General features: G+C 64.1%; 23 protein-coding genes and 1 pseudogene. 11 read left to right on the top strand and 13 right to left on the bottom strand.

All coding sequences use genetic code 11. From position 1 onward, the window contains the following. Positions 1–32 precede the first annotated feature (32 nt). Positions 33–590, bottom strand: a complete 558-nt coding sequence (locus JT360_RS14190) for a sugar O-acetyltransferase (protein WP_214472264.1) — start codon at positions 588–590, stop codon at positions 33–35. Positions 591–732: 142 nt separating this feature from the next. On the opposite strand from JT360_RS14190, the gene JT360_RS14185 reads away from it, so the two are divergent. From JT360_RS14185 to JT360_RS14170, 4 genes are all read left to right on the top strand, one after another. Further along, positions 733–1,194: a DUF4126 domain-containing protein gene (locus JT360_RS14185; protein ID WP_214472263.1), complete on the top strand. Its 462-nt coding sequence runs from the start codon at positions 733–735 to the stop codon at positions 1,192–1,194. Continuing rightward, positions 1,191–2,567 carry an FAD-containing oxidoreductase gene (locus tag JT360_RS14180; protein ID WP_214472262.1) on the top strand — a complete coding sequence of 459 codons (1,377 nt, stop codon included), beginning with the start codon at positions 1,191–1,193 and terminating at the stop codon, positions 2,565–2,567. Before JT360_RS14185 ends, JT360_RS14180 begins: the two co-directional genes overlap by 4 nt. A gap of 114 nt (positions 2,568–2,681) precedes the next feature. After that, positions 2,682–3,851 (top strand): MFS transporter, encoded by a 1,170-nt coding sequence (locus JT360_RS14175; protein WP_214472260.1) that lies wholly within the window; start codon positions 2,682–2,684, stop codon positions 3,849–3,851. An 83-nt stretch (positions 3,852–3,934) separates the two neighbouring features. Continuing rightward, a complete protein-coding gene (locus tag JT360_RS14170; protein ID WP_214472258.1) occupies positions 3,935–4,990 on the top strand; it encodes a M14 family metallopeptidase in 1,056 nt (351 codons plus the stop codon). Between the two features lie 236 nt (positions 4,991–5,226). Here JT360_RS14170 and JT360_RS14165 read toward each other — a convergent pair whose 3' ends face one another. Beyond that, positions 5,227–5,997, bottom strand: coding sequence for an isocitrate lyase/PEP mutase family protein (locus JT360_RS14165; protein ID WP_214472256.1), 771 nt, complete (start codon positions 5,995–5,997; stop codon positions 5,227–5,229). Between the two features lie 320 nt (positions 5,998–6,317). Here JT360_RS14165 and JT360_RS14160 point away from each other — a divergent pair, with 320 nt between their 5' ends. After that, on the top strand, positions 6,318–8,507 hold the full coding sequence (locus JT360_RS14160) for an anthranilate synthase (RefSeq protein WP_214472254.1): 2,190 nt from the start codon (positions 6,318–6,320) through the stop codon (positions 8,505–8,507). 5 nt (positions 8,508–8,512) lie between these two features. Then, positions 8,513–9,460, top strand: coding sequence for a cation diffusion facilitator family transporter (locus JT360_RS14155; protein ID WP_284731709.1), 948 nt, complete (start codon positions 8,513–8,515; stop codon positions 9,458–9,460). A gap of 273 nt (positions 9,461–9,733) precedes the next feature. Here JT360_RS14155 and JT360_RS14150 read toward each other — a convergent pair whose 3' ends face one another. Beyond that, on the bottom strand, positions 9,734–9,940 hold the full coding sequence (locus JT360_RS14150) for an antitoxin (RefSeq protein ID WP_214472252.1): 207 nt from the start codon (positions 9,938–9,940) through the stop codon (positions 9,734–9,736). Positions 9,941–9,962: 22 nt separating this feature from the next. Then, on the bottom strand, positions 9,963–11,066 hold the full coding sequence (locus tag JT360_RS14145; protein ID WP_214472250.1) for a hypothetical protein: 1,104 nt from the start codon (positions 11,064–11,066) through the stop codon (positions 9,963–9,965). Between the two features lie 231 nt (positions 11,067–11,297). Here JT360_RS14145 and JT360_RS14140 point away from each other — a divergent pair, with 231 nt between their 5' ends. The 4 genes from JT360_RS14140 to JT360_RS14125 all read left to right on the top strand — a co-directional run bounded on the left by JT360_RS14140 (position 11,298) and on the right by JT360_RS14125 (position 15,240). Beyond that, a complete protein-coding gene (locus JT360_RS14140; protein WP_214472248.1) occupies positions 11,298–11,735 on the top strand; it encodes a DsrE family protein in 438 nt (145 codons plus the stop codon). A 63-nt stretch (positions 11,736–11,798) separates the two neighbouring features. Next, positions 11,799–12,581 (top strand): SDR family NAD(P)-dependent oxidoreductase, encoded by a 783-nt coding sequence (locus JT360_RS14135; RefSeq protein ID WP_214472247.1) that lies wholly within the window; start codon positions 11,799–11,801, stop codon positions 12,579–12,581. Between the two features lie 62 nt (positions 12,582–12,643). Beyond that, positions 12,644–12,952, top strand: coding sequence for a putative quinol monooxygenase (locus tag JT360_RS14130; protein ID WP_214472245.1), 309 nt, complete (start codon positions 12,644–12,646; stop codon positions 12,950–12,952). A gap of 176 nt (positions 12,953–13,128) precedes the next feature. After that, complete coding sequence (locus tag JT360_RS14125) at positions 13,129–15,240, top strand: TonB-dependent siderophore receptor (protein ID WP_214472243.1); 2,112 nt, start codon at positions 13,129–13,131, stop codon at positions 15,238–15,240. A gap of 44 nt (positions 15,241–15,284) precedes the next feature. Here the strand turns inward: JT360_RS14125 and JT360_RS14120 are convergent, their stop codons facing one another. The 6 genes from JT360_RS14120 to JT360_RS14095 all read right to left on the bottom strand — a co-directional run bounded on the left by JT360_RS14120 (position 15,285) and on the right by JT360_RS14095 (position 20,148). After that, positions 15,285–16,364, bottom strand: coding sequence for a siderophore-interacting protein (locus JT360_RS14120; protein ID WP_214472241.1), 1,080 nt, complete (start codon positions 16,362–16,364; stop codon positions 15,285–15,287). Between the two features lie 100 nt (positions 16,365–16,464). Continuing rightward, positions 16,465–17,766, bottom strand: coding sequence for an MFS transporter (locus JT360_RS14115; RefSeq protein WP_214472239.1), 1,302 nt, complete (start codon positions 17,764–17,766; stop codon positions 16,465–16,467). Beyond that, positions 17,763–18,092, bottom strand: coding sequence for a hypothetical protein (locus tag JT360_RS14110; RefSeq protein ID WP_214472237.1), 330 nt, complete (start codon positions 18,090–18,092; stop codon positions 17,763–17,765). The genes JT360_RS14115 and JT360_RS14110 overlap by 4 nt, the downstream gene beginning before the upstream one ends. A 2-nt stretch (positions 18,093–18,094) precedes the next feature. Then, the gene (locus JT360_RS14105; RefSeq protein WP_214472235.1) at positions 18,095–18,658 is read right to left on the bottom strand and encodes a cysteine hydrolase family protein; all 564 of its coding nucleotides are present in this window, start codon (positions 18,656–18,658) and stop codon (positions 18,095–18,097) included. A 45-nt stretch (positions 18,659–18,703) separates the two neighbouring features. Next, on the bottom strand, positions 18,704–19,165 hold the full coding sequence (locus JT360_RS14100) for a MarR family winged helix-turn-helix transcriptional regulator (RefSeq protein WP_214472234.1): 462 nt from the start codon (positions 19,163–19,165) through the stop codon (positions 18,704–18,706). Between the two features lie 56 nt (positions 19,166–19,221). Then, positions 19,222–20,148, bottom strand: coding sequence for a LysR family transcriptional regulator (locus tag JT360_RS14095; protein ID WP_214472232.1), 927 nt, complete (start codon positions 20,146–20,148; stop codon positions 19,222–19,224). 147 nt (positions 20,149–20,295) lie between these two features. On the opposite strand from JT360_RS14095, the pseudogene JT360_RS14090 reads away from it, so the two are divergent. Continuing rightward, positions 20,296–21,828, top strand: a pseudogene (locus JT360_RS14090) (MFS transporter). A gap of 66 nt (positions 21,829–21,894) precedes the next feature. Here the strand turns inward: JT360_RS14090 and JT360_RS14085 are convergent. The 3 genes from JT360_RS14085 to JT360_RS14075 all read right to left on the bottom strand — a co-directional run bounded on the left by JT360_RS14085 (position 21,895) and on the right by JT360_RS14075 (position 24,251). Beyond that, a complete protein-coding gene (locus tag JT360_RS14085; protein WP_214472230.1) occupies positions 21,895–22,209 on the bottom strand; it encodes a nuclear transport factor 2 family protein in 315 nt (104 codons plus the stop codon). 94 nt (positions 22,210–22,303) lie between these two features. Beyond that, complete coding sequence (locus JT360_RS14080) at positions 22,304–23,080, bottom strand: esterase family protein (RefSeq protein WP_214472228.1); 777 nt, start codon at positions 23,078–23,080, stop codon at positions 22,304–22,306. 4 nt (positions 23,081–23,084) lie between these two features. Further along, positions 23,085–24,251, bottom strand: coding sequence for an ATP-grasp domain-containing protein (locus JT360_RS14075; RefSeq protein WP_214472226.1), 1,167 nt, complete (start codon positions 24,249–24,251; stop codon positions 23,085–23,087). Between the last annotated feature and the right edge of the window lie 224 nt (positions 24,252–24,475).

Here is a 24,475-nt window from a genome sequence, read left to right as displayed (position 1 = left end):
AATCCCGATTTATCCGTTTCCGCCGGGTGACGTCAGCGGCGCTTGACCACCCGGGCCGGATTGCCGACCACCGTGGCATTGGCTGGCACGTCGCGCGTCACCACCGCGCCGGCGCCGACGATGGCGCCCTTCCCGATGCTGATGCCGCCAAGGATGATCGCGCTGCCGCCGATCCAGGCATTGGCGCCGATCGCGACCGGCCTGGCGATCTCCAGTCCCGCTTGCCGTCCTGCAGCCTCCTTGTGGTGTTCGGCGCAGTAGATCTGCACATTGGGACCAAGCAGGGTTCCGTTGCCGATGCGCACGTTTGCCGTGTCGAGGATGGTGCAGCCGGCATTGAGGAAGACGCCGTCGCCGAGAAAGATGTTGAAGCCGTAGGCGCAGTGGAACGGCGCTTCGATGCGGGCGCCCTCGCCCACGCCGCCGAGCAATGCCTTCAAGCCCGGTCCGAGGTTCCCACGCTGCCGCGGCGGTAGCGAATTGTGCGCGAACACCGCGTCGCGCGCCGTGACGCGCAGAGCCTCCAATTCGTCGTCAAGACACGTGTACCATTCGCCGGCCGCCATCTTCGCGCGCTCGCTTTCAGCCATGACGTGGTCTCCAATTGACACCATTGCAAAGCACAAGTGCGGCCAGCAGAAAGGCGCCGATCCAAGTGCTGGTCAAATATTGGACCTATGGTAGCCTGCCCTTTCGCGGCTGTCCTGGCCCGGGGATCGAGGGGGATCGACCATGCTCTACATTCTTGCACTTCTGATCGGCGTCATTGCCGGCCTGCGCGCCATGACCGCGCCGGCTGCCGTCGCCTGGGGCGCATATCTCGGCTGGCTGCCGGTCGCCGGCACATGGGCGAGTTTCATGAGCCACTGGGCCGCCGTCGGCATCTTCTCCATCCTGGCCATCGTCGAACTGGTCACCGACCAGCTGCCGTCGACGCCTAGCCGCAAGGTGCCGCAGCAGTTCGGTGCGCGCATCCTGCTTGGCGCCTTTAGCGGCGCGGTGATTGGTGCCACCGCCGGCGCCACCATCGTCTGCCTGATCGCCGGCGCCATCGGCGCGGTCATCGGCACGCTGGGCGGTGCCGAAGCGCGCGGCCGGCTGGCGGCCGCCTTCGGCAAGGACCCGCCCGCCGCCTTCCTCGAGGACGCGGTGGCGATCATCGGTGGCCTGCTGATCGTGGCGGCGGTGGCATGACGGCGAAAACCTTCGACGCCATCATCATCGGCGCCGGACAGGCGGGGCCGCCATTGGCCGGACGGCTGACGGCCGCCGGCATGAGCGTGGCGCTGATCGAGCGAAAGCTGGTCGGCGGCACCTGCGTCAACACCGGCTGCATACCGACTAAGACCATGGTCGCCAGCGCCTATGCCGCGCATCTGGCGCGGCGCGCGACTGATTATGGCGTGACGCTCTCCGGCCCCGTCGGGGTCGACTATAACAGGATCAAGGCGCGCAAGGACAAGGTCACGAACGACGCCCGTGGCAATCTGGAGACCTGGATCGCCGGCATGAAGGGCTGCACCCTCTATCGCGGCCACGCGCGCTTCGAATCCGCCAACACCGTGCGTATCGGCGACGATCTTCTGACCGCCGACAAGATCTTCCTCAACACCGGCGGCCGCGCTTCGGTGCCAGACCTGCCGGGCATCCACGACATCGACTACCTGACCAATTCCTCGATGATGGATCTCGACGTGCTCCCGCGTCATCTCATCGTCGTCGGCGGCAGCTACGTCTCGCTCGAATTCGCGCAGATGTTCCGGCGCTTCGGCTCGGACGTCACCGTCATCGAGAAAAGCCCGCGCCTGACCGGCCGCGAGGACGAAGACGTCTCCGCCTCCATTCTGTCGATCCTCGAAAACGAAGGCATTGCGGTTCATCTCGGCGCCAACGACATAAGCTTTGCCAAGCAAGGCAACGATATTGCCGTGACCTTCTCGGCCGGCAAGCCGCCCGCGGTCGGCTCGCACGTGCTGCTGGCGCTGGGACGCAACCCCAATACCGACGATCTCGGCCTCGACAAGGCCGGTGTGGAGGTCGACAAGCGTGGCTTCGTCACCGTCGACGACCAGCTGCGCACCAGCATGCCCGGTATCTGGGCGATGGGCGACTGCAACGGCAAGGGCGCCTTCACCCACACCTCCTACAACGACTATGAGATCGTCGCCGCCAATTTGCTCGACAACGATCCGCGCAAGGTCAGCGACCGCATCGAGGCCTATGCGCTCTATATCGACCCGCCGCTCGGCCGCTGCGGCATGACCGAGGCGGCGGTAAGAAAGTCCGGCCGCCGCGCGCTGGTCGGCCAGCGGCCGATGACCCGCGTCGGCCGCGCCGTCGAGAAGGGCGAGACGCAAGGCTTCATGAAGATCCTGGTCGATGCCGACACCAGGCAAATCCTAGGCTGTTCGGTGCTTGGCCCTGGCGGCGACGAAGCGGTGCATTGCGTGCTCGACCTGATGTACGCCAAGGCGCCGGTCGACACGCTGGCGCGCGCCGTGCACATCCATCCCAATGTCTCGGAACTGCTGCCCACCATCGCGCAGGAGCTGAAGCCGCTGGCCTGACGCGCTCATCGTCAAGCTCCCGGCTTTCTGCATTGCTGCATTGCAGCGATGTGCATTGCGCATGCCTCGGCTCCGCGCGCAGTCTGAATTGAACCGATTCAGTCTGGACGCCCCATGCCTTTGCCGATCCTTGCGCTTGCCATTGCGTCCTTCTGCATCGGCACCACGGAATTCGTCATCATGGGCCTGCTGCCGGAGGTCGCCGCCGACCTTGGCGTGACGATCCCCGCCGCCGGCCTTCTGGTCACCGGCTATGCGCTGGGCGTCGTCTTCGGCGCGCCGATCGTCGCCATGGCCACCGCGCATCTGCCGCGCAAGCCGGTGCTGGTCGGGCTGGCCGCTCTGTTCGTCGTCGGCAATCTGTTCTGCGCCATCGCGCCCAATTACTGGCTGCTGATGGCCGCACGCGTCTTCACCGCCTTCGGTCACGGCGCCTTCTTTGGTATTGGCTCGGTCGTTGCCGCGAGCCTGGTGCCGCGCAACAAACGGGCCAGCGCCATCGCGCTGATGTTTGCCGGGCTGACGCTGGCCAACATCCTCGGCGTTCCGGCCGGCACGGCGCTTGGCGAGGCCTTCGGCTGGCGCGCCACATTCATCGCCGTCGTCGGCATCGGCCTGATCTCGGTCGCCGCCATCGCCTGGCTGGTGCCGTCCGACGTCACCGAACCGAGCGGCGGCGGCCTGCGCGGCGAATTGCGCGTGCTGGGCAAATTGCAGGTGTGGCTGGCGATGCTGATCGCGGCCCTGGCCTCGGCCAGCCTGTTTGCCGTCTTCACCTACATCAAGCCCTATCTCACCGACGTCTCCGGCCTCTCCACCTCTGATGTCACCTGGGTGCTCTTGCTGTTCGGCGCCGGCATGACAATCGGCAACATCATCGGCGGCAGGCTGGCCGACTGGAAGCTGATGCCGACCGTCATCGGGACGCTGCTGTTGCTGGCGGTCCTGTTTGTCGGTTTCATGCAGTTCGGCGCGATCGCCAGCGTCGCCATCGGCATCGTCTTCCTGTGGGGCCTGCTGATCTTCGTCGTCGTGCCGCCGCTGCAGATCCGCGTCGTCGAGGCGGCGTCCGAAGGACCAAACCTCGCCGCCACGCTCAACCAGGGCGCTTTCAATGTCGGCAATGCCAGCGGCGCCTGGATCGGCGGCGTGGCCCTTTCGGCAGGCGTTTCCTATGCCCACCTGCCCGTGGTCGGCGCGGTGCTCGCTTTGCTCGCGGTCACCGTGGCGGTGCTGTCGCAGGCCCTGGACCGGCGGATTCCCGTCGCACAGCCCGCCGAGTAGTGCGCCCATAGCGCGACAAATTGGACCAATCGACAATGGCCTCGCCGACGGGCATGGCTTTCCGCCTGCCGAAGGAGAAAGTCATGCAGAAATCGATCGAACGCATCGCCGGCGACAGCGAGGGCGTTTCCTACGAATTCCCGGTGTTCCGCTTCGCCGGCGCGGACAAGGCGGCATCCTCGGCCTATCTGCAGGCGGCACTCCATGCCGGTGAATTGCCGGGCGTCGTCGCCATCGACGCATTGGTGCCGATGCTGGCCAAGGCCGAAACCGAAGGCCGCATCAAGGGCAATATCACCATCGTGCCGTGGGCCAACCCGATCGGCCGCGCCCAATATCATTTCGGCGAACATCAGGGCCGCTTTCACCTGGGCACCCGCACCAACTTCAACAGAGGCTTTCCGCTGCTTGCCGCGCCCGACGCCAAGCTTTTGCCCGACACAACGTTCGGCGGCGCCGACCAGCGGCTGAAGTCACGCCTGGTGCAGCTTTCGCTCGGCCACGACATCGTGCTCGACCTGCATTGCGACGACGAAGGTCTCGCCTACCTCTACGTCCACACCAGCCTGTGGCCGGCCATGGCCGATTGCGCCGCCGCCATGGGCATCGATGCGGTGGTGCTGTGGAGCGAAGACACCGACGGCACCTTCGAGGGCGCCTCGATCATGCCCTACCAGAATGTTCCCGCCGACGTGGCGAAGCTCGACCGCCGTGCCGCCACCACGGTCGAATATCGCGGCATCCTCGATGTCGATGCCGCGCTCGCTGCCGCCGACGCCGCGGGCCTCTACCGGCTGCTGGTGGCGCGCGGCGTGATCAGCGATGCCACGCTCGCCGCGCCCGGCCCTTTCAAGGGCGTCGTCGCCCCGTTGGAGAACATCGACATGATGCCGGCACCCCGGGCAGGCGCCGTGCTCTACGACGTCAAACCCGGCGACCGTGTCGCAAGGGGCACGCGTCTCGCCACCATCGTCCATGCGCCGGGCGAGACCGAAGGCCGCACGGAGGTGTTCGCGCCACAGGACGGCGTCATCCTGACCCGCCGTTCGCGCCGCATCATCCGCGCCGGCGAGGACCTCCTGAAGCTGGTGGGCGACAGGAAGAGCGCCGATGCCAGGTCAGGGACGCTGGAGGATTGAGGAAGCATTTGCTTGGTGTTTGCCGAAGCACCCACCGCTTCGTCATCCACGGGCGGAGCAAGGAGCGTAGCGACGCGGCGCAGACCCGAGGATCCATGCCGCGACTTCAGAGCGCTGCTGCGGTGCAAAATTCTGCTCCGCTGCACCTCCGGCCAGGTCGCGGCATGGATCCTCGGGTCTCCGCGACGGAGCTTCGCTCCTGCTCCGCCCGTGGATGACGTCGGGGAGGCTTCAGTCTAACCCGAGATCGCCTGCCGCGCTTTCGCTTCCAGCCATTCCGCCATCTGCCGGTATGGCACCGGGCCGTGGCTGATGCGGGCGACGCCGAGTTCGGCCAGCCGCTGGCGGGGCGGCACATGCGCCAGCGCTATGATGTTGACCGGCAGCGCCGTGGCTTTGCACAGCGCCTCGATCAGCCCCTCATCGCCAAGGCCCGGCGCGAAGAAGCCGCTTGCTCCGGCCTTTTGATAGGCCTGTGCCCGCTCGATCGCCTGGTCGAGCAGCGCCTTGTCATGCGCATCGGGCTTGGCCTTGAGGAAAATATCGGTGCGGGCGTTGAGGAAGGCCGGGATGCCGGAGGCCTTGACGGCCGCTGCAGCGGCTTCGACCCGCTTCACCTGCACGGCGATATCGTGCAGGCCGGTGCCGCCGACGATCTGGTCCTCGAAATTGAAGCCGATGGCGCCGGACTGCAAGGCGCGCGTCACCGTTTCGGCGACGGTTTCAGGCTCGACGCCGTAGCCGCCCTCGAGGTCCATGGTCACCGGCAGGTCGACCGCGGCCACGATGCGCCTGATGTTGTCTAGCGCCAGCTCCAGCGGGATTTTCTCGCCATCGGCGTAGCCGAAGGCGGCCGCGACCGGCCAGCTTCCGGTGGCGATCGCCTTGGCGCCGGCTTTCTCGACGATCTTGGCCGAGCCCGGGTCCCAGGCGTTGTAGAGGACGATCGGGTTGCCCTTGACGTGGAGGGAATGAAACGTCCGCGCGCGCTCGATCTGCTGGGTCATTGATGTCTATCCCGTCTTCTCGATGTTGGACGCGCAGTTTAGGCAGGACCACCGGCGGTGGCGATGTGCCATGAGCCTGAGAAGCGGCGGCCACCGAACAGACTTTTCAAATCAGTTGCGTATCTGGTTTTTCGCCGCTATGGATTTCGCCATGAACATGCGTTCGACCAAGACCATTTGGTGGTGGGCCTGCTGACAGCGGCCTGTTCGAACGCGCGTGCGTGAAAGAGAGGGTGGCCGCAACGGAATGTCCGGGCGGCCATTTGTTTTTCCAAAGCCAGTCCCGGGTCCGTTGCCCCAACAAGCTGATGGAGACGGCAATGACGATGAAGGTTCTGGAAAACGGCGCTGAAAGCTTCGTGACCGCGGGTGGCATCACCATCACCCGCGAACGCCACGATCGCCCCTATGCCGGCGCGATCGACGCTTACGTCGACGGGCTGAATTCGCGGCGGGGTGCCGTGTTTTCCTCGAATTACGAGTATCCCGGCCGCTATACGCGCTGGGACACCGCCATCATCGATCCGCCTTTGGTGATCTCCGCACGCGGCCGCGCCATGCGTATCGAGGCGCTGAACGGCCGCGGCGAGGCACTGTTGCCGGTCATCGGCAAGACGATTGGCGGCCTGGCCGACATCACCATCGCCGAGGCATCGAAGAAACTGATCCGCCTCGACATCGCAAAACCCGGTCGTGTCTTCACCGAGGAGGAACGCAGCCGCGTTCCCTCGGTGTTTACGGTCCTTCGCGCCATCACCGCCTTGTTCAAAACCGCGGAAGACGCCAATCTCGGCCTCTACGGCGCGTTTGGCTACGACCTTGCCTTCCAGTTCGATCCGGTTGATTACAAGCTCGAGCGCAGAGAGAGCCAGCGCGACCTTGTGCTGTTCCTGCCCGACGAGATCCTGGTGGTCGATCACTATTCGGCCAAGGCTTGGACCGACCGCTACGACTATGCGGGCGACGGGTTCTCGACCGAAGGCCTGCCGCGCGATGAAATCGCCGAGCCGTTCAAGACCGCCGACCGCATCCCGCCGCGCGGCGACCATGAGCCGGGCGAATACGCCAACCTGGTGCGCAAGGCGATGGACTCGTTCAAGCGCGGCGACCTGTTCGAAGTCGTGCCAGGCCAGATGTTCTATGAGCGATGCGAGACGCAGCCCTCCGAGATTTCGCGCAAGCTGAAGTCGATCAACCCCTCGCCCTATTCCTTTTTCATCAACCTCGGCGAAGGTGAATACCTGATCGGCGCCTCGCCGGAAATGTTCGTGCGTGTCAACGGCCGCCGCGTCGAGACCTGCCCGATCTCCGGCACCATCAAGCGCGGTGACGACGCCATTTCGGATAGCGAGCAGATCCTCAAGCTGCTGAATTCGAAGAAGGACGAGTCCGAGCTCACAATGTGCTCGGACGTCGACCGCAACGACAAGTCGCGGGTTTGCGAGCCGGGTTCGGTGCGCGTCATCGGCCGCCGCCAGATCGAGATGTATTCGCGCCTGATCCATACCGTGGACCATATCGAAGGCCGGCTGCGCGAAGGCATGGATGCCTTCGACGCGTTTCTCTCGCACGCCTGGGCGGTCACCGTCACCGGCGCGCCGAAACTGTGGGCCATGCGCTTCATCGAGCAGAACGAGAAGAGCCCGCGCGCCTGGTATGGCGGCGCGATCGGCATGGTTAATTTCAACGGCGACATGAACACCGGCCTGACGCTGCGCACCATCCGCATCAAGGACGGCATCGCCGAGGTGCGCGCTGGCGCCACGCTGCTTTTCGACAGCATTCCCGAGGAAGAAGAAGCCGAAACCGAATTGAAGGCATCCGCCATGCTCTCCGCCATCCGCGACGCCAAGATGGGCAATTCCGCCAGCACCGAGCGGACCACCGCGCGCGTGGGCGACGGCGTCAACATCCTGCTGGTCGACCACGAGGACAGTTTCGTCCACACGCTCGCCAACTACTTCCGCCAGACCGGCGCCAATGTCTCGACCGTGCGCACGCCGGTGCCTGAAGAAGTCTTCGACCGGCTGAAGCCCGACCTTGTCGTGCTGTCGCCCGGCCCCGGCACACCGAAGGATTTCGATTGCGCCGCCACCATCAGACGAGCCCGCGCCCGCGAGTTGCCGATCTTCGGCGTCTGCCTTGGCCTGCAGGCGCTGGCGGAAGCCTATGGCGGGGAGTTGCGCCAGCTGCATATTCCCATGCACGGCAAGCCGTCGCGCATCCGCGTCTCCAAGCCCGGCATCATCTTCTCCGGCCTGCCCAAGGAAGTCACCGTCGGCCGCTATCACTCGATCTTCGCCGATCCGGTTCGCCTGCCTGACGATTTCGTCGTCACGGCCGAGACCGAGGACGGTGTCATCATGGCCTTCGAGCACCGCAAGGAGCCGATCGCCGCGGTGCAGTTCCACCCGGAATCGATCATGACGCTCGGCCACAATGCCGGCATGCGCATCATCGAGAACATCGTCGCCCACCTGCCGCGCAAGGCCAAGGAAAAGGCGGCCTGACCTCGATGGCCGAAGCCGAGAACAGGATGGCGATCGCGGCCAAGGCGGCCGCGAAGCGCAAGGTTGCGAACCTTGCCTTCTGGTCGATCGTGGTCGCCTTTGTCGTGCTCGCGCTCAAAGCCGCCGCCTGGTACATCACCGGCTCCGTCGCGCTCTATTCAGATGCGCTGGAATCGATCGTCAACGTCATTGCCTCGGCCGCCGCCCTCTGGGCGATCCAGGTCAGCTACAAGCCTGCCGACCAGGATCACCCGTTCGGCCATCACAAGGCGGAATACTTCTCCGCGGTGCTCGAAGGCGTGCTGATCGTGCTGGCAGCGCTTTTGATCCTCAACGAAGTCTGGCGCTCCTGGCAGACGCCGGCGCCGCTCGAACAGCCCTGGGAAGGCCTTGCCATCAACGGCGTCGCCACCCTGATCAATGCCTTCTGGGCCTGGACGCTGATCCGCGCCGGCAGGGCCGAAAAGTCACCGGCGCTGGTCGCCGACGGCAATCACATCATGACCGACGTGGTCACCTCGGTCGGCGTGTTCGGCGGCCTGGTCGGGGCGATCCTGACCGGCTGGCAGATCCTCGATCCGGCGCTCGCCGTCATCGTCGCGCTCAACATCCTGTGGCAGGGCTGGCATGTCATCGGCTCGTCCATGAACGACCTGATGGATCGCGCCGTCGATACGCAAGAAAACATGCGCATCCGTGACATCATCTCGGCCAACTGCAAGGGCGCGCTGGAGGTGCATGATCTCAAGACCCGCATCGCCGGCCGCGCCACCTTCATCGAGTTCCATCTGGTCGTCGACGCCGACATGTCTGTCGGCGCCAGCCATGTCATCTGCGACCGCATCGAGGACGCGTTGAAAGCCGAAATCCCCTCGGTGCGCGTCACCATCCATGTCGAGCCCGACGACGAGGCCAAGCTGCCGAAAGGCACGACGGCTGTGCCTTTCGCGTGATGTGGTTCGCCGTCACGACCTTGGAAAATTAGCCGAAGACTCTCGACTTCGTCATCCACGGGCGGAGCAGGAGCGAAGCTCCGTCGCTGAGACCCGAGGATCCATGCCGCGACCTGGGACGAAGTATGCAGCGGTGGAAAATTCTGCACCTCAGCAGCGCTCGGATGTCACACAGGATCCTATGGTCTACGCCGCCTCGCTTCGCTCCTTGCTCCGCCATAGCATGACGAGGCGACAGGCTACCGCGAAACTTCTGTGCCGATGAACTCGTCGCTACCGCCTTTCTAAGACCGCCTCGACAAAATCATCGTCAAGCGGCCCAACCAGACGGTCGAGCCAGTCCCAATCCTGCGCCAGCGGCTCAAGGATGACGGTTCGGCCTTGGCGGCGGATTGATACCTCGCCTGCTTCGAAACGATACTCCTTGGGCAGGCGCACAGCCTGCGATCGACCTGACCAGAACACCTTTGCCTTATCCATTAGCTCTCCACCAAGCCTAAGTTTACGGCGCGCAGGCTGATTGCGGCATCGGCTCCAGCCGGTAGACCTTGTCGTCCGATTTCGTCTTGCCGTCGGCCGCCTTCGAGCAGAGATCGACGATCGCCAGGCTGCTGTTGGGATTGGCCAGCACCATCGTGCCGTTGGCGCCTCGCTTGAGGAAGATTTCCTTCTGCGCGATGTCGCAGGAGAAATCGCTCAGCTTGGAATTCGCGGCGCAACGCCACTGGTCGGCCTCGCCCTGGCAGGAATAGGTCTGCGTGACCTTGCCCGACTTCTGCCGCGTGGTGACCGAAACCGCTATATCGGCGCCGTCGGGCCAGTTGGCAGCGTCCCCGCCCGAGGCGAAGGATGCCAGTTCCACCGGGCCCCGGAAAACCCGGATCGACTGCGTCAGCTGGTTGGGATGCGATGCCAAATGCGACGCGTCATAGTCCCGGCCGTAGCAGAACGCCTGGTCGGGCTTCAGCCGTTCGCGCAGCGGTGCCCCGAGCGCCGGATCGATCGGATCGATGCGCGCGAACTCCGCCTTGCAGGTCGCGGCCGGCATCGCGTCGAGGCGGAAATTGTCGTCTTCCGAGCCAAGCGCCTGCCTGTCGTATTCCGCCGTGCCGAGTTCCTCTTCCGATCCGGCATCGAGATAGATATCGGGCGACAGGTCGGACAGCAGCAGCCGGCCCTTGTCGTCGAGCTTCAGCGACGCCAGCGTGCGGTCGCAATCCATGCCGCAACGGATCGGGCCTGATTTGCCATCCTCGGACTCGTGATTGCACCAGCCGCCGGCCCATTGCGGCGCCTTGGCGCCGCGCACCGTGGTGGTGACGAAGCCATTGTATGACGTGTCGGAATTCGCGGTCGGTTCCTCGTTCGGCCTGCTGACCGGGTCATGGCCATAGTAGAAGAAGATCCGCGCCACCTTCTGCTTCGGGTGGGCCTTGAGGTCGCCAGCGTCATAGACGCGGCCGAAACAGGCGTCGGCGCCGTTCGGGCTGAGTTCGGTGAGTTTGGGCCTTTCGTCGGCCACGGCAGTGCCTGTCAGCAAACCAAGCAGCACAACGCCAAATCCGGCGCCGGCAACTGACTTCCATTCCCTTGCCCCGAACGCCATGTGACCTCTCCCCGCATCGACAGGACGCAACGTCAATTTATGCTAGAGTCGGATGATTTCAGGTCGAATCGACCTGAAATCTGAATCCGCCTCTAAATCAAAGAGATAGAGCATGATGCCTGGACAAACGGTTTCCGTTTGTCCGCGAAAACCACTTCACACTTTTCGGCATCATGCTCTAGTATTCCCGTCTGAGCCACGCAAATCGCGGTGAAACCTGAGGAGGATGCCATGCGCCGGCGCGACATGTTCCGCGCGGTCCTTGCCGGGGCCGGAACGCTTCTTGGCCTGCGGGCGGTGCAGGCAGCGGCCACCGAACCCGCACGGCTGAAGGTCGCCTACCACCTAAGCGATCTCGACAAGGTCAATTTCGTGCTCGGCAACATCAACAACCACTATGAGGGCACAGTCGGCAATGTCGACATCGTGCTCGTCGTGCATGGCCCGGCCTTGGCCGCCTTCAAGTCGAAGGGCATATCGGCCGCGGTCTCCGGCCGCTTCGCCGGCCTGGTGCGGCAGGGGCTCGAACCGCAAGCCTGCGCCAACACCATGCATGGCATGGACATTTCGCCCGCCGACCTGCTCGACGGCTTCCATGCCGCCGACAAGGGCGGCGTCGTCAAGCTCGCGGAACTGCAAAGCCAGGGCTATGCCTATCTCAGGCCATAGTGCACAGTCTCGGCCACAGGGCCAGGAACGGCTGGTCCCGTTGAATGCTCCGGAGGACCAGCAGTGCCACTCACGACCGCGCTTACCATCCCCGATCTCGCCGGCAAGGCGGTGCTGGTCACCGGGGCATCGACCGGCATCGGTGCGGCGCTTGCGCTCGCCTATGCAGAGCAGAAATGCCAGGTGGCAGTGCATTACAATTCGAGCCGCGACGCCGCAGAGAAGTTGGCCAGGACAATTGCCGACAAAGGCGGCGAGGCGTACCTCGTCCAGGGTGATTTTTCGCTTCCCGCCGATGTCGAGCGTGTCGTCCAGGAGAGCGCCGAGAAATTCGGCCGTCTCGATGGGCTGGTCAACAATGCCGGCGGCATGCTTGGCCGCATACCTTATGCCGAGCAGACCGAGGCCCATTATGACGCGGTGATGGACCTCAATGCGCGCTCGGTGCTGACCGCTTCGCGCAAGGCGATCCCGTGGCTGAAGAAGCAGGGCGGCTTCATCGTCAACACCTCCTCGATCGCCGCGCGCAACGGTGCGGGCGGCGGCGCCGGCCTCTACGGTTCGGCCAAGGCCTTCGTGTCCAATGTGACACGCGGCATGGCCAAGGAACTGATCAGCTTCGGCATCCGCGTCAACGCCGTGGCGCCCGGCACGATTCTCACCCCGTTCCACCAGCGCTATTCGACCGACGAACAGATGAAAGGCATGGTCGCCACCATTCCCCAGGGACGCGCCGGCACCGCTGAAGACTGCGTCGGCGCCTATCTGTTCCTCTCGTCGGACCTGCTGAGCGGCTACATCACCGGACAAGTGATCGAGGTGAATGGCGGCCAGTTGATGCCTTGAGCGGCGACCTGCATACTGGCGATCTGCATATTCTTGTCGAAAACCTCAAGGGAGACAAACGAATGTACGGACTGATCGGCAAGATGCGGGCGGCGCGCGGCCAGCGCGACGCTGTCATGGACGTCCTGCGCGCCAGCACCGGCGCCCTGCCCGGCTGCCTCAGCTATATCGTCGCCACCGATCCGGCCGATGCCGATGCAATCTGGGTCACCGAGGTGTGGACCGACGCCGAGAGCCACAAGGCCTCGCTGCAGCTTCCAGAAGTCCAGGCGGCGATCGCCAAGGCGCGACCGTTCATCGCCGGCTTCGAGTTTCAGGTGGAAACCCACCCTGTCGGCGGCTTTGGGTTGGCCGACGGCAAGGCTGGCTGACCAGGGCACCACCGCTCCCCCCGACCTCATAATTTGACCGGCCGGATCCGAACCAGCGTCGCCGCTGTGCGACAGCATCCGGAAGCTGGACACAGCCTTAAAAAAATACTTGACTCACACACTCATATTTGAGAGCGCGAGAGCGCAATCCTGCATGAGACAGTGGAGACGAGTTGATGCGAGCACGGCCGACGACATGGCGCCCAGGACTGTTCTTGCTGGGCGGCGCTGCGATGCTTTGCCAACCCGGCACGGTCTATGCACAGGACGATGGCGAGGCCCCTGTCCTCGGCAAGATCGAGGTGACCGCACAGAGCAACGATATCCTGGTGCAGGATGGCTACGTCGCCAAGAAGGATCGCATCGGCACCAAGACAGACACGCCGATCGCCAAAATCCCACAGGCCATTTCGGTGGTGACGCAAAAGCAGCTCGAGGACCAGAAGCCACGTACGCTGGACGAAGCGCTCGGCTACACGGCCAGCGCCAATCCCAACAGTTTCGGCTTCGACACCCGCTATGACGCCTTCTTCCTGCGCGGTTTTCCGGCCTTCTACAACGGCATGTTTCGCGACGGGCTGCGCCAGTACAACGGGCCCTCCGCCTGGTTCAAGACCGAGCTCTACGGCATTGAGGGCGTCACAATCCTGAAGGGACCGGCATCCTCGCTCTACGGCGTCAGCGGCCCCGGCGGCATCGTCAACGTCGTCACCAAACGCCCCAAGGATGAGCCGTTCCACGAGATCGAACTGCTCGCCGGCGAGCACAACCGGTTTCAGGCGGCCCTTGACGCTTCGGGACCGGTGAATGACGACGGCAGCATCCTCTATCGCTTCACCAGTCTTGGCCGCCTGAGCGATACCGATCTGCCGGCCTATCCCGACGACAAGCTTTATTTGGCGCCGGCTGTCACCTTCAAGCCGGACGAGGATACCAGGTTCACCATCCTCGGCGAATATTCGAAATCCGTCACCGGCGGCACCGCCGCCTTCTACAATTCAGGCTACGGCGTGCTGTCCAACATCTATGAGGGCGATCCGGCCTGGAACGATTTCACCCAGAGCCAGGGCCGCATCGGCTATGAGTTCGAGCACCGTTTCAACGATGTGCTGACGGTGCGCCAGAACCTGCGCTACAACGCCGTCGACAGCGACATCGAATACAGCGGCCATTATTTGCCGGGTGCCGGCCAGCCGCTGGAACACTACTGGGGCCACTACACCGAGACCATGAAGAACTTCGTCGTCGACAACATGGCGCAGTTGGAGTTCGACACCGGCCCGGTCAAGCACACCGCCGTCGGCGGCATCGACTATGCCTGGTCCGACTATGATGCCGCCAGCGGCCTGTCCTATGTCTCGGTCGACGACATCAAGGCGATACCGGTTCCCCACTCCGGCGGGCAGCAGATGAACCAGCTCGGCGTCTACCTGCACGACCAGATGGAGTGGAACGACTTCACCCTGTTCACCAGCGGCCGCTACGACTGGGTCGACACCACCTCCACATCAGCCGACTTCAGCCAGTCGAAGCAGAAGGACAGCGCCTTTTCCGGCCGGCTTGGCCTGTCCTACCGGACCGAATGGGGCATCATCCCATACGTCAACTATTCGACCTCGTTCTCGCCCAACATCGGCTTCGTCTATGATGACGTGACCAGCGCTGTCGGCCGCGTCGCCCGACCGACCATCGCCAGGCAGAAGGAGATCGGCGTCAAATATGAGATTCCCGGACACAACGCGACTGTCAGCGCCGCCCTGTTCGACATCGGCCAGAAGGATGGCGTCGTCTTGGACGCCTCGACCAATGTCAACAAGCAGCGTCAGCTCGATCTCAATTCGCGCGGTCTCGAACTGGAAGCCAGCGCGTCGCTCGACAATGGATTCAGTTTTATCGCCTCCTATACCTATCAGCGCGTCAGGATCGAGCGCGGTGCGGAAGGAACCGATGGCAAGGAACTGTCGGCGACGCCCAATCACATCCTGTCGCTGTGGGGCAACTACCAGTTCGAGAACGGCACGCTGGAAGGGCTGGGGCTGGGCACCGGCGTGCGCGTTGCCGGCTCGAGCTATGGCGACGACGCCAACAGTTTCAGGAACAGCGCGCGCGCCTTCGTCGACGCGTCGCTGTCCTATGATTTCGGCACCCGCAATCCGAAGCTCGAAGGCGTCAAGCTGCAGGTCAACGCCAAGAACCTGTTCGACAACCAGAAAACCATCTGCTCGGCCGGCTATTGCTATCGCGACGAGGGTCGCTCGCTGGTCGCCAGCCTGCGCTACCGTTTTTGAGGTGGCATCAGGCGGCAAGGACAAATCCACGCTCGTGGATTGCCCTACCCCTCGCCGCCGCCATTTTCGCCTTGCGCGCCGCGGCGCCAATAGGCGGTGACCAGATGCCTGTCGCGTGGCAAGCCCCACTCCTTGCGCACTATCATGCGGATCTCGCGGAAGTCGGTGAATTCGCATCCGGCCCAGACATGGAAGCCGTCGACAAGCGCGGCGTGGCTGCGCTCCCGCAAGGCGGCCGGCAGAAGGCCGGCAGTGCCGGCCTCGCGGCCGTGCCGGTAGAGCCAGGTGACGTCGATGTTCTCGCCTTGCGGCAGCGCGATCCGGTCGTCAGGACCATCGACCTCGATGAGCGCCTCGGCCCGGGTCGACGGCGGCAGATGCTCAAGGATCCTGCCGATGGCGGGCAGCGCCGTGTCATCGCCAACCAGAAGCAAGGTCTCCGCAACTGGCGCCTCGCCGCCACCGGGCCCGATCATTCCGATCACGTCCCCCGCCCGCGCGTTCTGCGCGAAGGCGGCGGCAGGCGTGTCCTGGCCTGGATGCAGCACGAAATCGACATCGAGCCAGCCGCCTGCCGCATCCACCGCCCGGATCGTATAGACCCGCACGGTCAGCGCATCCTCGCCCGAAGGCCAGACAAGCAGCCCGTCGGCGCCCACGGAGGGCCAGACCGGCCGCCGGTCACGCGGCGGCAGCAGCAGGCGCATATGCAGGCCGCCATGGATGAAGCGGCCAAGATGGGCGCCGGCAAAGCGCAGGCGCTGCATGTGCGGAGAAATCCGCGTCGACGACATCACCGTGATTTCGCGGAAGAAGACCGGCGTGCCGGCATCGCTGCCGTCACCCTCCCAGCGCAGTCCACTGGTCGTGCCGAGATGCCGGGCGACATGGCCGGCGACTGTCATCTTCATGTAGGAGAGGCAGGTCTCATCGACCGCCGCGACGCGGATCAGCACGGCATCGCGCTCGAGCGTGGCGCTCAACGACCCGTAGTGCAGGCGAAGCTCCCATCGATCGGCAGCGCAGGTTGTGACCTCGAATTCGCCGTGTTCGGCGCGCAGCAGGTCCATCGCCGACCGCATCGCCCCATCGCTGATCCGGGTTTGCGCACTCAACTGATCCATGGCTCAACTCCTTCGATAGCGGTTCAAACGAAGCCGCATCGTCGGACATGCCACAGCGCTGCCGGGGTTTCCACAATAACTTGACTTACGTAATCATATTTTACGTGGAAGGCGATGTCTGGCCTGCTGGCTCGGCTTTGCCATCATCGAGGTCGAAGTGGAGACGCCCGCAATCGATGCGCATGCGCAAGCGGCGATACTTCACCAGGTAGCGCACGCCAACGATCGCGGCCGCGAAACCGGCCAGCGCCCCGACGCCCAGCGCCCAGCGCGGGCTGAAACTGTCCGCCACCCAGCCGACGATCGGCGCGCCGACAGGTGTGCCGCCAAGGGCGATGGCAAGCAGGATCGCCATCACCCGCCCGCGCATCGCGGGCTCGGTGGAGAGCTGCACCAGGCTGATCGTCGAGGTGGTGACTGTCTGCGCCGAGATGCCGATGACGATAAGCGCGAGGCCGAACAGCCAGTAGTTTGGCATCACCGCAGCCAGCGCGAAGCCAAGGCCGAAGATCGCGGCACCGGCCAGAAGAAACGCTAGGCGCGGTTGCTCGCGCCGTGCCGCCAGCAGCGCACCGACGACCGATCCGATCGCCATGGTCGACGTCAGCAGACCGTATTGGCCGGCGCCCGCGTGGAAGACGGAGACGGACATGGTCGAGATGAAGATCGGAAAGTTGAGCCCGAACGTGCCGATCAGGAACAGCATGAGAAGAATGGCTCTGAGGTCGGGGCGCTTCCACACATATACAAAGCCCTCGGCAAGGCTGCCCCGGCTGCTCTGCGGCTTGTCTTTCAGGTGAAGCTCGGTCGCACGCAGCAAGCCAAGTGAGGCAAGGACGGCGGCAAACGAGGCGGCATTGATCAGGAAGACCCAACCGGTGCCGACGGAAGCGATCAGGGCGCCGGCGACGGCGGGACCAATCATCCGCGCCGCATTGAACGAGGTGGAATTCAGCGCCACAGCGTTCGACAAATCGGCCTCGCCGACCAGATCAGAGACGAATGTCTGACGCGCAGGCGCATCGAACGCGGCTGTGCAGCCGAGCAGGAATGCGAACACGTAGACATGCCACAGTTGAACAAGCCCGGAGACGGTAAGCAGGCCGAGGCCGACCGCAAGCAGACCCATGACGCCTTGCGTGGCGAGCAGCAGCTTGCGCCGGTCGAGGTGATCGGCGGCAAATCCGGTCCATGGCAGCAGCAGAACCTGCGGCACGAACTGCAGCGCCATCACAAGGCCCATGGCGGTGGCGTTGCTGTGGGTCAACTGGGTCAGCACCAGCCAGTCCTGGGCGGTACGCTGCATCCATGTCCCGACATTGGAGACGATCGCGCCGCCGGCCCAGATCCGGTAGTTGAAATTGGCCAGTGAACGAAACGTGCCTTTTGCCGGGCCGCTCATCCGTCGGCCGGGGAATTGCCGCCGTTGAAGCGGCCGAACATGCGTGCCGTCACCACGCCCATGAGGAGGGTGCCTAGCCCCACCGCGACGACATCGGCCGTGGATCGCAGGTCGAAATCTCCAACACGCACCACCAGGAGATAGCCGATCGCCAGGTTCAGGAACCCCCACAGAACGTTCACCGTCGAGGAGGAATGTCCTTGGCCGCGCGGTGTGGCGAACGGGCTTTGAAAGGGCCGCCCCATGACGCCACTGACGAAGTGCGGCACGGCGTTCGTCAGCACGGCGCCGCCGAACAGGTAGGACACACAGTCGATCCATTGCATTTTCAGGCACTCCTCGTCGCCAAGAGATCAAGGATGTCCCGTGTCGTGCCGCTTTCGCCCAGCCTCGGGAAGACATTCGCGATGCTGTGGGTGTGGGCATCGAGGCTCATGTCGGTCATGGCATCGACAGCCAGGGTGACGTTGAACCCGAGATCGCGGGCATGACGCGCCGTCGCCTCGACGCCCATGCTGGTGGAGACGCCGGCGATCACGACCTGGGTGACGTCCTCACTCCTCAGCCGGGCTTCGAGATCAGTGTTGACGAAGGCGTCCACCGTGCGTTTGGTCACGATGTGGTCGCTCGGCTGCTGGTTCAACTCGGGGACAAGATAAGCCCAACCGGCGGGAAATTCCCGCACGCGAGGCGCCTGCTCGGTTCGGCCTGGGGGTGCGCCGATAACGTTGACGAGCACGACCGGCAAGCCGCGAGCGCGGAACGCATCGGCGAGCGCGCTGGCCCGCTGCACGACGTCGCTGATCGGATGGGCAGCGGGCAAGGAGACGACGCCTTTCTGCAGGTCGATGACGACGAGTGCCGTTTTCGGATCGAGCATAGTGACTGCCACGTGTTTTTCCTTCCGATGATCGGGACAGCGGCGCCGGACGATTGGTCAGGAGTCCGCGAGCCGTTTCAACAATTCGACGGCGCCCGCGAGTTGCTCCTGCTCCTGGCTGTCAAGGTTCGTCTGGATGGCGCGGAACAACCAATCCTGCCTTGCCGCCCGCCCGGCTGCGATCATGTCCCGGCAGGCGGGCGTAAGCGACAGAAGGGTCTGGCGGCCATCGGCCGGATCCGGCGCACCTGCCACCAGACCGGCGACCTGTAGCGCTGAAACAATGGCGCCCATCGATTGTGGTCGCATATCCTGCGCGCGCGCCAGCGTCGTGACCGTTGCCGGACCCTCGCGCTCAAGATGCAGCAGCACCGACTTCTGCGACGTGGTTAGGTCGCCGGTATCAGCCTGCTCGCGCAGGCGCCGGATCAGCCTGCCGGCCACAACCCGAAGCTCGGCCGCCAGCGCCAGCGCACGCGCGGCTTCGGGGTCGTTCTGCGGGGACAATTGATCTTTCATGGCTGTGATGTAATAGATATGAAGTTAAACTTCAAAGTTTAACTTCATATCTGGAGTCACAAGACCGTGACCGGCGGCCGGTCCGAGGCCGTAGCCCGCTGGCTGGCCCCCACTGCAAGGCGTTCGGGAAGGAAATCGACGAAGACCCGCACCTTGGGCGAGAGATGGCGATTGGAGGGCCACAGCATCCGGAACTGGCCCCGGCCGTCGATATGATCGTCGAGGATAGTCCGCAGCGTGCCCTCGCGTAGCGCCTCCCGCACCAGGAAATCGGGCATGCAGCCGATACCGAGGCCAGCCACCGCCGCACCTTTCAACGCCTCCATGTTGTTGCAGGTCAGCATGGAGCGCGGCTCGATGCCGCCGGCAAAGAGCGGCCACTCCTGCAGCTTGCCGCTGTTGGGAAAGCGGAAGCGTATGCCGAAATGCTGGGCGAGATCGCCCGGCACGGCGGGCGTGCCGTGGCGATCGAGATAGGAAGGGGCAGCGCACAAAAGCAGCCGAAAGGGCGCAAGCGGCCGTGACACCAACCGTGAATCCGGCAGCTCGCCGTTTCGGATCGCAACGTCGATACCGTCTTCGATGACATTGACGATGTGATCGTTGAAATCGATATCGAGCTCGATCTCCGGATAGCGGGCCATGAAGTCCGACAGCACCGGCAGCAGCAGATGATAGGTGACGATCGGGGTCGTGACGCGAAGCCGCCCGTGCGGCGTTTCCCTCGTCCGCGACAGCATCGCCTCGGCATCGTCGATGTCGTCGAGGATGCGCCGAACCCGCTCGTTGAAAAGCTTGCCCTCCTCGGTCAGGCCGATGCGCCGCGTGCTGCGCTGGAGGAGGCGTACGCCGAGTTCCTCTTCGAGCCTCGCGACGCTCTTGCCGACGGCGGAAGCCGAAATGCCGAGCGCCCGGCCGGCAGCGATGAAACTGCCGAGTTCGGCGGTGCGGGCGAAGGCCATGAGGCCGTTGAGGCGATCCATCGCATTTTTCCCATTCGAGCGTTTCAGTCCGGTATATCAGGAGATATAACACCATTTTTCCGGAAATGCCGCCGACCTATCTTGTCGTTGCGACCGGCGCCCCATCACGCGGCTCACCGGCGGATGCTGCTACAGATAGGAAAATCCATGACCTTGAAGACCCCAATCGGCTCGGCCGAGAGATGGCTTGTGCTCTTGTCGGTATGCCTTGCCGCCATGACGATGCCGTTGACCTTCACCGGTCCGGCTGTCGCGCTCTCCCGCATAGCCGCCGATCTCGGCGGCAGCCCGATCGCGCTCAATTGGGTGACGAATGCCTTCATGCTGACCTTCGGCGCCAGCCTGATGGCGGCAGGAGCGCTGGCCGACAATCATGGCCGCAAGCGGATTTTCCTCGCCGGCCTCTGCCTCTATGTCCTCGCCTCGCTCGGCGCGATGCTGGCGCCCGACATCGTCTGGTTCGACATGTTCAGAGCCGCGCAAGGGCTCGGCAGTGCCTTAGCCTTCGCCGGCGGCGCCTCGGCACTTGCCCAGGAGTTCGAAGGACCGCTGCGGCTGCGCGCCTTCTCCTTCCTGGGCACCAGTTTCGGCATCGGCCTCGCCTTCGGTCCGATCGCCTCGGGCCTGCTCATCTCCGCATTCGGCTGGCGGTCGATCTTTCTTCTGGTCGCAGCGCTCGCGGTTGCCTCGGCAATCCTCGGCCTGCGCACCATCGGCGAATCGCGCGACCCGGATGCGACTGGGCTCGACTGGGTGGGAGCCGGCACCTTCACCGTCGCGCTGGCTTCGCTGACCTATGGTGTCTTGCAGGCGCCGCAGAGCGGTTGGGCCGATCCCCTCGTCGTCACGCTTCTGGCAGCAGCGGCCCTCTTCTTCGCCGCCTTCGTTGTCGTCGAGCGGCGCGTGCGGCGGCCGATGCTCGATCTCACCCTTTTTCGCTTTCCCCGCTTCGTCGGCGTCCAGTTCCTGGCGGCGGCACCCGCCTATGGCTTCGTCGTCTTGCTCGTGCTTTTGCCGATCCGTTTCATCGGCATCGAGGGGATGAGCGAGATCAAGGCCGGGCAATTGATGATCTGTCTCTCCGGGCCGCTGCTGATCCTGCCTTTGCTTGCCGGCCAGCTGGCGCGCTGAATCGCGCCGGCCACGATCTGCGGCGCCGGCCTGCTCATCGCCGCGGCCGGCCTCGTCTGGCTGAGCCTGACACCGCCAGTTGCCATCGCCCTGGTGGCGCCGTTGATGTCGATCGGCGTCGGCATCGCCTTGCCCTGGGGGTTGATGGACGGGCTCGCCGTCAGCGTCGTGCCGAGGGAGCGCGCCGGCATGGCGGTCGGCATCTTCAACACCACCCGCGTCGCTTGCGAGGGCGTGGCGCTGGCCATCGTCATGGCGACCCTGTCAGGCTTCTCCGCCGCACAACTCGCCACTCAGGGAACGTCTTCCAGGGATGCGGCCGCCGCGGCACAGGTGCTGGTGACCGGCAATGTCGGCGAAACCGCGCAACATCTGCCGATGGCCAGCACCGCCGTCCTGGTCCAGGCCTACGAGACGGCGTTTGACAGGCTGCTGATCGTGCTGGCCATGATCACCGTCGTCACCGCCCTTGTCGTCTTCCTCGGCCTGCGTCGCGGATCGGCGGCGGAACGTGAGGCCGTGCCTGTGCCGGCGGGCCAGGAAGGGTAGCTCAGTGCATGTCGCCGAAAGTGTGCCGCGGTTTTGGGAAAACGACATGCACGAAATGAGCGGATGTCAGGTGATGACAAGGCTCACTATGCGATCGTCATCCAACGTGAAGGTCATGTCGCCCTCGCCGTTGAAGCCGTCTCCGGTGACAGCGATGCGGACGCGATAGGTGCCGTCCGCTGGTGTGATGCTGACGATGCGCAGATGGGATTTCACCCCGATATTGTCCGACTGGTTCCAGCGCGCGATCTGTTCGCGGCCCTGAAAAGATCGTCCCCAGTCGCTCAGCAACGCGTCGTCGGTGAATGTGCCAAGAAAGGCTTCCGTGTCGCCGGCATTGGTGGCTTCGACGAAACGGCGGATAGGTTCGGGTGTAGCCATCAATCCAACCGGTGCATCAGGTCGAAGTACGTGAGCACCGGAAGCGCAGGAAACCTTCGTTTGCAGACCGGCATCACCTGAATATCAATGCACCTTAATCCAACCGGTGCATCAGGTCGTCATCCAGCCAGCGGCCGAAGAAATAGACCAGCTGCTTATGCCACCATGGCCAGTCATGACTGACGTCGCCGCCCCAATAATCGACCCAGGCGGGAATGGATTTGTCGCGCAGGATCTGTTCCAGCTGGCGCGTCTCAACCAGCATGCGTTCTTCCCAGGCACCTTGCCCGCAGCAGAAGATCAGCCTGAGCGCCTTCAGCCGGGCCAGCAGTTTCGGATCGACGATGCCGGGCAGATAGTCGAGCGGCGAGTTGTAGAAGATGTCGCCGTCGAGCGCTTTGCCGAAGAAGTCGCGGGCCGAATAGACGCCCGACAGCGAGATGACGCCGCTGGCGAGTTCGGGAAAACGGAAGACGAAATTCGAGGAATGGTAGCCGCCCATCGAACAGCCCGAAAACAGCGGCTTCAGCTTGCGCCCGCCATTGGCTGCCGAGGCCGTGGCGAGGAACTCCGGCAGCGCCTCCTCGCGCAGATAGCGGAAATAGGCCTCGTGCCGGACAATGCGGTGCGCGGCGTCGACATGCTTGGCGAAGAAGGATTCCGAATCGATGCCGTCGACCGTGAACAGCTGGATGCGTCCGGTGTCGATGAACTCGGCCAGTGCTCCCACCCCGCCGGAATCCTCGAACTGGTAGAACCGCCCCTGCGAGGTCGGGAATACGACGACCGGACGGCCGGCATGGCCGTAGCGCTTGTATTCCATGTCGCGGCCGAGATTGCGGGCAAAATGGTTGTGATAGGAGATGTCCATGGCCTCAGGCCTTTTCCGCATGGATATAGGCCACGGCCTCGCGCAGCGCCGCCTGATCCTTCGAACGCATCTGGTAGGCGTAGTTCCCCATGGCGCGGCTGAAGACCTCTTCTATTGGCTGATGGTGGACGATCTTGTCGCGGTGCGCCGCTAGCACGTCCTCATGGCTGTGCAAATAGTGGAGGTGTCGCTTGCGGCTGGCATAGGCGGTGAAATACTTGCCCTCATAGGGACCTCCGGCGGCGTCCTTGACCACCATGTCAGCCCATGCCGCATAGACATCGATGTCGAACGTGTAGTTGATCGCGTCGGTCATCCAGGCGCCGGGCGGCCGCATGTTGACTTCCAGTGCGATGATCCGGTCGTCCCTGGTCTCGAACAGTTCAATGTGGAAGAAGCGCTCGCGCACGTCGAACGCCTTCAGGATCTTGCGGCCGGCCGCCTCGACAACAGGCCGGATCCGGGGAAAGCAGGTGTAGCTCATGTGGCGGTCCTTGTTGACCACGTCCATGACGCTCTGGTCGTAGCGGTGGCTGGCCGCCAGCACCACCTCGCCGTCGCGGTTGACCAGTCCGTCATAGGTCACCACCAATCCCTCGATGAACTGCTCCATGACGAAGGTCACGTCGTCGGGCTTGTCTCGGAAGAACTGATCGAGTTCCTTGGCGTTGGAGATCTTGAAGGTGTTGGAAGCGCCGGAGCCTGAATCCGGCTTCACGACCACGGGATAGCCGACGCGGCGGATGAAGGTCATGGCGCCGGCACGGTCGGAGCATTTGCGCTGCGCGATGGTCTCGACGCCGCTCTTGCGGAAGAAGGCGCGCATGCGGCTCTTGCGCTTCAGGTTCTTCACGAAATCGAGCTTGGTGCCGTAGATGTTGAAATCGGTGCGGATGTTGGCTTCCAGCTCCAGCCAGTGCTCGTTGAGCGATTCGAACCGGTCGATGCGACCCCATTTGTGGATGAAATGCCCCATCGCCCGCAACACCGGATCGTAATCCTCCATGTCGGCGACGCGGTAATATTCCGAAAGCGCGGCCTTCAGTCTGCCGTCCAGCGCGTCATAGGGCGCGTCGCCAATGCCGAGCACCGTGGCGCCGGCCTTCTTCAGCCGGTCGCAGAAATCGGCGCCGTTGGCGGGAAAATGCGGCGAGAAGAACACGAAATTCATGGACACCCCCTCCCGGCGGCAGCGCACCGCAGCCCCGCCGGCGCTCAAGTCTGGCGCATTTGCGCTGCGCGTGGAAGAGCATCGGCATCACGGATAATATTCGACCGATCCCGCCCGGCTTGCCTCTCACAGGCCGCTCCTGTATGAGAACCGGCATGAACGCGCGCGCCACCACCGCTTCCCGTCAGACCGGTTTTGCCGACCAGACCGTGCGCGCGCTTGCC

The sequence above is a fragment of the Mesorhizobium sp. dw_380 genome (assembly GCF_018588885.1).
Taxonomy (GTDB): domain Bacteria; phylum Pseudomonadota; class Alphaproteobacteria; order Rhizobiales; family Rhizobiaceae; genus Mesorhizobium.
This window is presented reverse-complemented; position numbering and strand designations above follow the sequence as displayed.

What these genes read in the sequence shown, in the direction of transcription:
- JT360_RS14115 (WP_214472239.1), bottom strand. Translation starts at nt 17,766, where the DNA reads ATGAGCGGCCCGGCAAAAGGCACGTTTCGTTCACTGGCCAATTTCAAC.
- JT360_RS14075 (WP_214472226.1), bottom strand. Translation starts at nt 24,251, where the DNA reads ATGAATTTCGTGTTCTTCTCGCCGCATTTTCCCGCCAACGGCGCCGAT.
- JT360_RS14085 (WP_214472230.1), bottom strand. Translation starts at nt 22,209, where the DNA reads ATGGCTACACCCGAACCTATCCGCCGTTTCGTCGAAGCCACCAATGCC.
- JT360_RS14160 (WP_214472254.1), top strand. Translation starts at nt 6,318, where the DNA reads ATGACGATGAAGGTTCTGGAAAACGGCGCTGAAAGCTTCGTGACCGCG.
- JT360_RS14110 (WP_214472237.1), bottom strand. Translation starts at nt 18,092, where the DNA reads ATGCAATGGATCGACTGTGTGTCCTACCTGTTCGGCGGCGCCGTGCTG.
- JT360_RS14130 (WP_214472245.1), top strand. Translation starts at nt 12,644, where the DNA reads ATGTACGGACTGATCGGCAAGATGCGGGCGGCGCGCGGCCAGCGCGAC.
- JT360_RS14120 (WP_214472241.1), bottom strand. Translation starts at nt 16,364, where the DNA reads ATGGATCAGTTGAGTGCGCAAACCCGGATCAGCGATGGGGCGATGCGG.
- JT360_RS14155 (WP_284731709.1), top strand. Translation starts at nt 8,513, where the DNA reads ATGGCCGAAGCCGAGAACAGGATGGCGATCGCGGCCAAGGCGGCCGCG.
- JT360_RS14125 (WP_214472243.1), top strand. Translation starts at nt 13,129, where the DNA reads ATGCGAGCACGGCCGACGACATGGCGCCCAGGACTGTTCTTGCTGGGC.
- JT360_RS14080 (WP_214472228.1), bottom strand. Translation starts at nt 23,080, where the DNA reads ATGGACATCTCCTATCACAACCATTTTGCCCGCAATCTCGGCCGCGAC.
- JT360_RS14100 (WP_214472234.1), bottom strand. Translation starts at nt 19,165, where the DNA reads ATGAAAGATCAATTGTCCCCGCAGAACGACCCCGAAGCCGCGCGTGCG.
- JT360_RS14095 (WP_214472232.1), bottom strand. Translation starts at nt 20,148, where the DNA reads ATGGATCGCCTCAACGGCCTCATGGCCTTCGCCCGCACCGCCGAACTC.
- JT360_RS14170 (WP_214472258.1), top strand. Translation starts at nt 3,935, where the DNA reads ATGCAGAAATCGATCGAACGCATCGCCGGCGACAGCGAGGGCGTTTCC.
- JT360_RS14175 (WP_214472260.1), top strand. Translation starts at nt 2,682, where the DNA reads ATGCCTTTGCCGATCCTTGCGCTTGCCATTGCGTCCTTCTGCATCGGC.
- JT360_RS14165 (WP_214472256.1), bottom strand. Translation starts at nt 5,997, where the DNA reads ATGACCCAGCAGATCGAGCGCGCGCGGACGTTTCATTCCCTCCACGTC.
- JT360_RS14190 (WP_214472264.1), bottom strand. Translation starts at nt 590, where the DNA reads ATGGCTGAAAGCGAGCGCGCGAAGATGGCGGCCGGCGAATGGTACACG.
- JT360_RS14185 (WP_214472263.1), top strand. Translation starts at nt 733, where the DNA reads ATGCTCTACATTCTTGCACTTCTGATCGGCGTCATTGCCGGCCTGCGC.
- JT360_RS14150 (WP_214472252.1), bottom strand. Translation starts at nt 9,940, where the DNA reads ATGGATAAGGCAAAGGTGTTCTGGTCAGGTCGATCGCAGGCTGTGCGC.
- JT360_RS14180 (WP_214472262.1), top strand. Translation starts at nt 1,191, where the DNA reads ATGACGGCGAAAACCTTCGACGCCATCATCATCGGCGCCGGACAGGCG.
- JT360_RS14145 (WP_214472250.1), bottom strand. Translation starts at nt 11,066, where the DNA reads ATGGCGTTCGGGGCAAGGGAATGGAAGTCAGTTGCCGGCGCCGGATTT.
- JT360_RS14140 (WP_214472248.1), top strand. Translation starts at nt 11,298, where the DNA reads ATGCGCCGGCGCGACATGTTCCGCGCGGTCCTTGCCGGGGCCGGAACG.